The organism is Kitasatospora sp. NPDC059747 (assembly GCF_042732955.1).
Classification (GTDB): Bacteria; Actinomycetota; Actinomycetes; order Streptomycetales; family Streptomycetaceae; genus Kitasatospora.
In genome coordinates, this window is sequence record NZ_JBHWGV010000103.1 from 10,098 (window position 1) to 17,276 (window position 7,179).

Sequence of the window (7,179 nt, forward strand, 5' to 3'; positions counted from 1 at the left end):
CGGGGGGGCCTGCGTGTCGTCGGGCGGGGCCGGGCCCCCCGGGGGGGGGGGGCCCGCGGGGGGGGGGGGGGGGGGGGGGGGGGGGGGCCGGGGGGGGGGGGCCCCCCACGGTGGCGTCAGGAGACCGTGACGTCGTCGACGTAGGTGTACGTCGGGTCGCCGGCGGCGCCGTCGTCCTGGTTGGTGAGCGTCAGGGTGTAGCTGTGGCCGGCCGTGACCGGGGTCGTGGCGTTCTGCCAACCCAGGCCGCTGGTGCAGGTGTTGGCCAGCACGGTGGTGCTCGTGCCGGTGGTGACGTCCTGCAGCGTGGCGTTCGCCCAGTCGTAGTCGACGGTGTCCGGGCAGGTCACGTCGTACCAGAAGGAGAGCGTGGAGCTGCCGGCCGGAGCGGTGAAGGTCTGGGCGGCGGTGGACGCGGCGCTCGGGCTCGTGGAGCCGAGCACCGCGCCGTAGCCGCCGGTGCGGGCGGCGGCCGGGGTGACGGCGGCGGAGCCGGCCGTCGTCCAGCCCGAGAGGTCCCCGGCCTCGAAGCCGCCGTTGGTGAGGGCGGGGGCGGGCGCGGGGCTTCCGGTGCCGGTGAACACCTCGTCGTACGGGGTGGCCCAGGCGTCGTTGTTCGTCATCGCCGGCAGGCCGAGCGCGTCCCGGACCACCCGGGCGGTGCTGTAGTGGTCGTAGCGGTTCGTCGCCCGGTAGCCCGCCTTGACGGTGTTCTGCGAGCCGACGGCGACCGTCATCACCTGGTTCGTCTGGCCGGGGCCGAAGCCGCCGGGCGACGACTTGCCGTCCTCGTCGACGGTGACGATCAGCAGCGAGCGGTCGTTCTTCCAGGCCGGCGAGTCGAAGATGAGCGGCAGGTTGTTCTTCAGCCAGGTGTCGCCGGAGGAGATCGAGCAGAACTCGAAGTCGCTGCACGCCCCGGCCGCGAACCAGGTGAAGTTCGGGGTCGTCGACGCGGACTTCAGCGCGTTCGTGTAGTCGCTCCACGCGGGCCAGTGCGCCCGGCAGTAGGCGTTGTCGTTCTTCATCCGCGGGGCGTAGTAGAACGGCACGTCGTCGTTCTCGTAGTTGCCGCTGGAGGTGGTCTGGCAGGCGCTGGTCTGCCCGTAGACGCTCTCCGCCCAGGTCTTGCCGGCCTGGTCGAGCTTGTCGCCGAGGCCGTCGTTGGTGGCCGCGCAGGCCGCGCTGGTGATGCAGTTGCTGTTGTTGCCGCCGGGCGCCTTGGCGCTGCGCCCGTAGCTGTTGCCGAACGCGACCTGCTCGTAGTTCGGGTCCGAGTTGTGGGTGCCCGCGTGGTAGTCGGTGAGCAGCGAGCCCATGGGGATCAGCGTGTTGTTGATGTACGGCGCGTCGGTGGTGTTGCCGACGATGCCCGGGCTGCCGGTGGCGGTGTTGGACGCGGCCGAGTAGTTCGTGTTCTCCATCATGATCAGGAACACGTGGTCGTAGCCGGGCACGGCCGAGGCGGGGACGCTCAGCGTGCCGGGGGTGACGGCGGTGTCGAGGGTCAGCGACAGGTCGTCGGCCATGCCGTCGTTCTGGGTGCCCGTCATCGAGAAGTCGATGGTGACCTTGATCGAACGGGTGCCGGCGGGGAGGGCGCCGGTGGTGCTGCGCCGGACCATGCCGGTGGCGCTGCCGCGGTCGGCGGCCAGCACCGGGCCGATCGCCGAGCTGCCGAGGGAGGCGCCGGCGGCGTTCAGGTAGGTCGCGGTGGCCTTGGCGTTGTCGTCGTACGAGCCGACGCCGCCGAGCCAGCCGCTGAGCGTGGCGGACACCGAACCGCCGTCGACGGCGGTGGCGGCCGGGGACACGTCGACCGTCTGCGTCATCCGGGAGCTGCCGCGGGAGCCGCCCTGGAAGTAGGACGTGCCGCGGGTCGGCGAGCCGGGGGAGCCGGCGGTGGCGCCGGACGGCATGCCGTAACAGTCGATGACCGGGTCGCCGGCGGTGATCCGCCAGCCGGGGAGGGTGGTCTCCTCCCAGCCGCCGGGGCTGCACTGGCCGGTCTCGGCGTTGCCGTTGAGCAGCAGGTTGGCGCTGGTGGTGGCGCTCGTGGTGGCCGTCGTGGTGGCCGCGCTCGCGCTCGGGGTGGCGAGCGCAGCCGGGACGGCGAGGGCGAGGGCGAGGGCCGCTGCCGTGAGGGCGGCGGGGAGGCGGGACGGTCGTGAGCCGGACACAGGAATCATGCGGATGTCTCCGTGTGGGGTTCGAGGTCCCGGCGGCGCGGCCGGGCGTCCATACGATCCCGGTGGCTCGGCACACTTGTCTCTACAAGTTTTCTGACCGGCTCGTGAACAGTTGGCGACCGGATTCCCCATGGCCGGATTCCCCGTGATCGGGGTACCGGCGGCCCCGGTCAGCGCGCGGTGCGCCAGGTGGCTTCGAGACGGGTCGTCCCCTCGTCGGTGGTGACGGGGTGCCACTGGGCGCGCAATCCGGCCCGCCGCGCCGACGCGGACTCCTTGCCCATGGCCTGGAGGACGGTGCTGTCGAGCGGGCTCGCGGCCAGGCGCTCGACCGCCGCGGCGAGCGCGGCGCGCAGCCCGCGCCCCCGTCGGCCGACGGCGGGGACCGCGGAGTGGAACGCAGCGATGACGGACATGCGGATCACCTCCGGAACGACCTGCGGACCTGCAGGTACCCGACAGCCTGCACCGGCGCAGCGGCCCGCGATCCGGGTTTGACGCCTTGCTGGCGCCGCCCTGATGCGTTGCTGACGCGGGGTCGGCGTGAGCGCCCGCGGCCCGTCGGGCCGTACGGCGCCCGGGGCGGCCCTCCGGGGTGTCCGCCCGAAGCCGGACCGCGCCCGGCATGCGTCTTCAGAGCGCCTCGACCGCGCTCGGCCACCATGCCCGTCGTGGTGGCGAGACGGAGACCGGCCGGACGGCCGGGAGGCGTCGCCGGAAGGAGCGAGCGGATGTGCGGGATCGCCGGATGGGTCGACTTCGAGCAGGACGCGGACACGCTGCGCACGGTGGTGCGGGCGATGACGGACAGCCTGGCCTGCCGCGGGCCCGACGGTGACGGGGTGTGGTTCGCGCCGCACGCGGGCTTCGGGCACACCCGCAACGCCGTCATCGACATCCCGGGCGGCGGGCAGCCGATGGCCGCCGAGGAGAACGGCCGGGCCGTCGTCGCCGTGACGTACAACGGCGAGATCTACAACTTCCGCGAGCTGCGCGCGGAACTGGAGGCCAAGGGGCACCGGTTCACGACCCGGTGCGACACCGAGGTGGTGCTCCGCGGCTACCTGGAGTGGGGCCCGGACTGCGGCACGCACTTCAACGGGATGTTCGCGTTCGGCATCTGGGACAGCGGCCGGGAGGAACTCTTCCTGATCCGCGACCAGATGGGCATCAAGCCCCTGCTGTACAAGCGGCTGCCGAACGGCATCGTCTTCGGCTCCGAGGCCAAGGCGCTGCTCGCCCACCCGGCGGTGGACGCCCGGGTGGACGCCGGCGGGCTGGCCGAACTGCTGGCGCAGACGAAGTCCCCCGGCGTGTCGATCTACGCCGGCGTCCAGGAGGTCCTGCCCGGCAGCGTGCTGCGCTTCAGCCGCAAGGGCTCAGCGCAGAGCACGTACTGGGCCCTGGAGGCCCGCCCGCACACCGACGACCTGCCGACCACGGTCACCCGGGTGCGGGAGCAGCTGGAGGAGGTGGTGGCCCGGCAGCTGGTCGCGGACGTGCCGCGCGGCATGCTGCTCTCCGGCGGTCTCGACTCCAGCGTGCTGACCGCGCTCGCCGCCCGCTGGGCCAAGGAGAACGGCGAACCGCCGCTGCAGAGCTTCTCCCTCCTGCTCACCAGCGCGGAGGGCTTCCGGTCCGACGAGATGCGCGGCACCTCGGACGCGCCGTTCGCGCACGCGATGGCCAAGTACGCCGGGACGGTGCACCAGCAGATCACGCTGACCACCAAGGAGCTCGCCGACCCGGACGTGCGGCGGGCGTGCGTCGTGGCACAGGACATGCCGTCGATGTTCGGCGACATGGACGCCTCGGCGTACCTGCTCTCCAAGGCGGTGCGCGAGCGGGCCACGATGGTGCTGTCCGGGGAGACCGCCGACGAGGTGTTCGGTGGATTCCCGTGGGTGCACAACGAGGACGTCGTCTACAGCGACACCTTCCCGTGGATGGGCATCATGCACGTCTACGACGCCGCCCACCCCGGCCTCGGGCTCGGCCTGCTCGACAAGGGCCTGCTGCAGAAGCTGGACCTGCGCGGCTACGTCGCCCAGCGCTACCGCGAGGCGCTCGCCGAAGTGCCGGTGCTGGCCGGCGAGTCGAAGCACGAGCGCCGGATGCGCGAGGTCATCCACCTGCACCTGACCCGCTGGCTCGGGGTGCTGCTGGACCGCAGCGACCGGCTCGGCATGGGGCCGGCCCTGGAGATGCGGGTGCCGTACTGCGACCACGAGTTCGTCCAGTACGTCTTCAACACCCCCTGGGCGATGAAGAACCACGACGGCCGGGAGAAGAGCCTGCTGCGCGCCGCCGCCGGGGACCTGCTGCCGCGCAAGGTCCTGGACCGGCAGAAGAGCCCCTACCCGGTCACCCAGGACGGTGCCTACCTCGGCGAGCTCTGCCGCCAGCTGCGCGAGGTGCTCGCCGATCCGGCCGCGCCGGTGCTGCCGCTGATCGACGTCCCCGCCGCGCTGGCGGTCGCCGAGAATCCGGCGCGGGTGTCCGACCAGCCGGGCGTGTGGGCGTGGATCTGCCGGCTGGACGTGGAGATGGTGCTCAGCCTCAACACGTGGCTCGCCGAGTACCGCGTCACGCTGGACGTCTGACGGAGGGGTGATCTCGTGTCCACTCGTGTAGAAGCTCCGACGCACGCCCAGGCGCGGCCGCCGCGCTCCGCGGAGGAGTTCGTACGGGCCGTCGAACGGGACGGCATCGAGTTCGTGCTCGCCATGTTCGTCAACGTGGACGGCCGGCCGTGCTGCAAGCTGGTGCCGGCCGCGGCGGTGCCCCGGCTGCTCGCCGACGGGGTCGGGTTCGCGGGCCACGCGGTCGGGTCGATCGGGCAGTCGCCGGCCGACCCGGACGTGGTCGCCGTCCCGGACGTCACCAGTTACAGCGTGCTGCCGTGGCGGACCGGGCTCGCGGTCGTCCAGTGCGACCCGCACGTCAACGGCGCGCCCTGGCCCTACGCCCCCCGGGTGATCCTGCGCCGGGCGCTCGCCGAGCTCGCCGGGCGGGGCATGGTGCTCAAGGTCGGCGCCGAACCGGAGTACTTCCTGCTGCGGCGCACGGCCGACGGCGGCATCGCGGTCGCCGACTCGGAGGACACCGGCCCCCGGCCCTGCTACGACGCCCGCGGCCTGGGCCGCTCGCTGGACCACGTGGCGGAGGTGAGCCGCGCCCTGGGCCGCCTCGGCTGGGGCAACTACTCCAACGACCACGAGGACGCCCACGGCCAGTTCGAGCACAACTTCGACTACGCCGACGCCCTGGTCACCGCCGACCGCGTGGTGCTCTTCCGGTACCTGGTGCAGATGCTGGCGCGGGACGCCGGGCTGATCGCCAGCTTCATGCCGAAGCCCTTCGGCCACCTGACCGGCAGCGGCCTGCACCTGCACCTGAGCCTGTGGGGCACCGGCGGCGAGGAGCTGTTCCTGGACGAGGGCGACGCCCGCGGCCTGGGCGTCTCGGCGCTCGGCTACGCGTTCATCGGCGGCGTCCTGGCGCACGCCCCGGGGGTGGTCGGTTTCACCTGCCCGACCGTCAACTCCTACAAGCGGCTCGGGGCCAGGGGTGACACGGCTTCCGGCTCCAGCTGGGCGCCGACCTACGCCACGTACGGCGGCAACAACCGCACCCAGCTGCTGCGGGTACCGGCGCCGGGCCGGGTCGAGGCGCGCTGCGTCGACTCCTCGGCGAACCCCTACCTGGCGACGGCCGCGCTGCTGGCGGCCGGCCTGGACGGCGTCGACCGGTCGGCGGACCCGGGCCCGCCGAACGAGGCCGACCTGGAGGCGGCCGCGGCGCAGCCGTCGAGCGGTGCGCCGCTGCCCGCCACGCTCGCCGAGGCGGCCGAGGCCGTCCGCCGGGACGCGGTGCTGCGCGCGGCCTTCGGCAAGGCGGGGGAGGGGGAATTCGTGGACTTCTACGCGCGGTCGAAGCACGAGGAGTTCGCCGAGTACCACCGGGCGGTCGGCGGCTGGGAGGTCGACCGCTACCTCACCACCCTCTGACACCGCAGTGCCTCTGCACCGAAGTGCACCACCGGGCGCGCCCGGTCGCCGCGGGTTGCCGCGGAGGCCGGGCGCGCTCCGCTAGTGTCGCCCTCGCTCGTCCCCATCTGCGGTACCCGATAAGGGAGTTCACCGGTATGAGTACCGAATTCCAGCTCGACGACCAGGGCCGGATCACCGCCGCCACGTCCTTCCTGCTGGTCCACCACGCCCTGCGGCGGGACGCCGAACGCCTCCCGCGGGCGCTCGCCGCGCTCGACCCGCGGGACACCGCGCAGGCCGCCCTGCTGAACGACCGCTGGCGGCTGTTCGAGTGGGTGCTGGCCGACCACAGCGAGAACGAGGACGCCAGCCTCTTCCCGCTCGCCCTCTCGCGCGCCCCGGAGCTGGCCGAGCCGCTCGACGGCATCGAGCAGGAGCACGAGGAACTGGACGCGCGGCTCAAGGAGATCGGCCGGCTGATGGCCGACCTGACGACGCCCGAGGCCGTCGCCACGGCGCGGGCCGCCACCGAGCGGCTCGCCGGGCTGCTGGGCCGGCACTTGGACCGGGAGGAGAAGCACATCGTGCCGGTGCTGGTGGACCGGATCCGCCCCGAGGAACTGGCCGGCGGCCAGGGCAAGGGCGGTCCTGGCGCCGGTCCTGGCGCCGGTCCGGGCAAGGGCGGCCCCGGTGGTGGCCCGGGCCGGGCCGGCCAGGGCGGCCCCGGGGCGGGTGAACCGCCGCGGTGGCTCGTCTCGACCTGGACCGAGGAGGACGTGGACCCGGTGGTGGTGGACGCGCTGATCGCCGCGCTGCCGCCGGCGTTCGCGGAGCAGATGGCCGGGGCGCTGCCCGGCTGGCGGGAGCAGTACCGCGACCTCAACGCCCGGGTCTGGGCGCAGATCTGACGTGAGCCCACACCGAGGTGGGGGCGGGGCGGGCGGCGGGGCGGCCCCCGCCCCCCGCCCCCCCCCGGGCAGGGCGCGCGCGAGAGCTGT

5 protein-coding genes are annotated in these 7,179 nt (G+C 73.5%); 3 read left to right on the forward strand and 2 right to left on the reverse strand.

Annotated elements, in window-relative coordinates:
* Positions 1-116: 116 nt before the first annotated feature.
* The gene (locus ACFV4G_RS33370; protein ID WP_380445925.1) at positions 117-2,189 is read right to left on the reverse strand and encodes an alkaline phosphatase family protein; all 2,073 of its coding nucleotides are present in this window, start codon (positions 2,187-2,189) and stop codon (positions 117-119) included.
* A gap of 170 nt (positions 2,190-2,359) precedes the next feature.
* The gene (locus tag ACFV4G_RS33375; protein ID WP_380445926.1) at positions 2,360-2,605 is read right to left on the reverse strand and encodes a hypothetical protein; all 246 of its coding nucleotides are present in this window, start codon (positions 2,603-2,605) and stop codon (positions 2,360-2,362) included.
* A 315-nt stretch (positions 2,606-2,920) separates the two neighbouring features.
* Here ACFV4G_RS33375 and asnB point away from each other — a divergent pair, with 315 nt between their 5' ends.
* The 3 genes from asnB to ACFV4G_RS33390 all read left to right on the forward strand — a co-directional run bounded on the left by asnB (position 2,921) and on the right by ACFV4G_RS33390 (position 7,089).
* Entirely contained in the window at positions 2,921-4,792 is a 1,872-nt protein-coding gene (asnB, locus tag ACFV4G_RS33380; RefSeq protein ID WP_380445927.1) for an asparagine synthase (glutamine-hydrolyzing), read from the forward strand.
* A 15-nt stretch (positions 4,793-4,807) separates the two neighbouring features.
* A complete protein-coding gene (gene glnT / locus ACFV4G_RS33385) occupies positions 4,808-6,199 on the forward strand; it encodes a type III glutamate--ammonia ligase (RefSeq protein WP_380445928.1) in 1,392 nt (463 codons plus the stop codon).
* A 137-nt stretch (positions 6,200-6,336) separates the two neighbouring features.
* Positions 6,337-7,089, forward strand: coding sequence for a hemerythrin domain-containing protein (locus ACFV4G_RS33390; RefSeq protein ID WP_380445929.1), 753 nt, complete (start codon positions 6,337-6,339; stop codon positions 7,087-7,089).
* Positions 7,090-7,179 lie beyond the last annotated feature (90 nt).

What these genes read in the sequence shown, in the direction of transcription:
- ACFV4G_RS33370 (WP_380445925.1), bottom strand. Translation starts at nt 2,189, where the DNA reads ATGATTCCTGTGTCCGGCTCACGACCGTCCCGCCTCCCCGCCGCCCTC.
- ACFV4G_RS33375 (WP_380445926.1), bottom strand. Translation starts at nt 2,605, where the DNA reads ATGTCCGTCATCGCTGCGTTCCACTCCGCGGTCCCCGCCGTCGGCCGA.
- asnB (WP_380445927.1), top strand. Translation starts at nt 2,921, where the DNA reads ATGTGCGGGATCGCCGGATGGGTCGACTTCGAGCAGGACGCGGACACG.
- ACFV4G_RS33390 (WP_380445929.1), top strand. Translation starts at nt 6,337, where the DNA reads ATGAGTACCGAATTCCAGCTCGACGACCAGGGCCGGATCACCGCCGCC.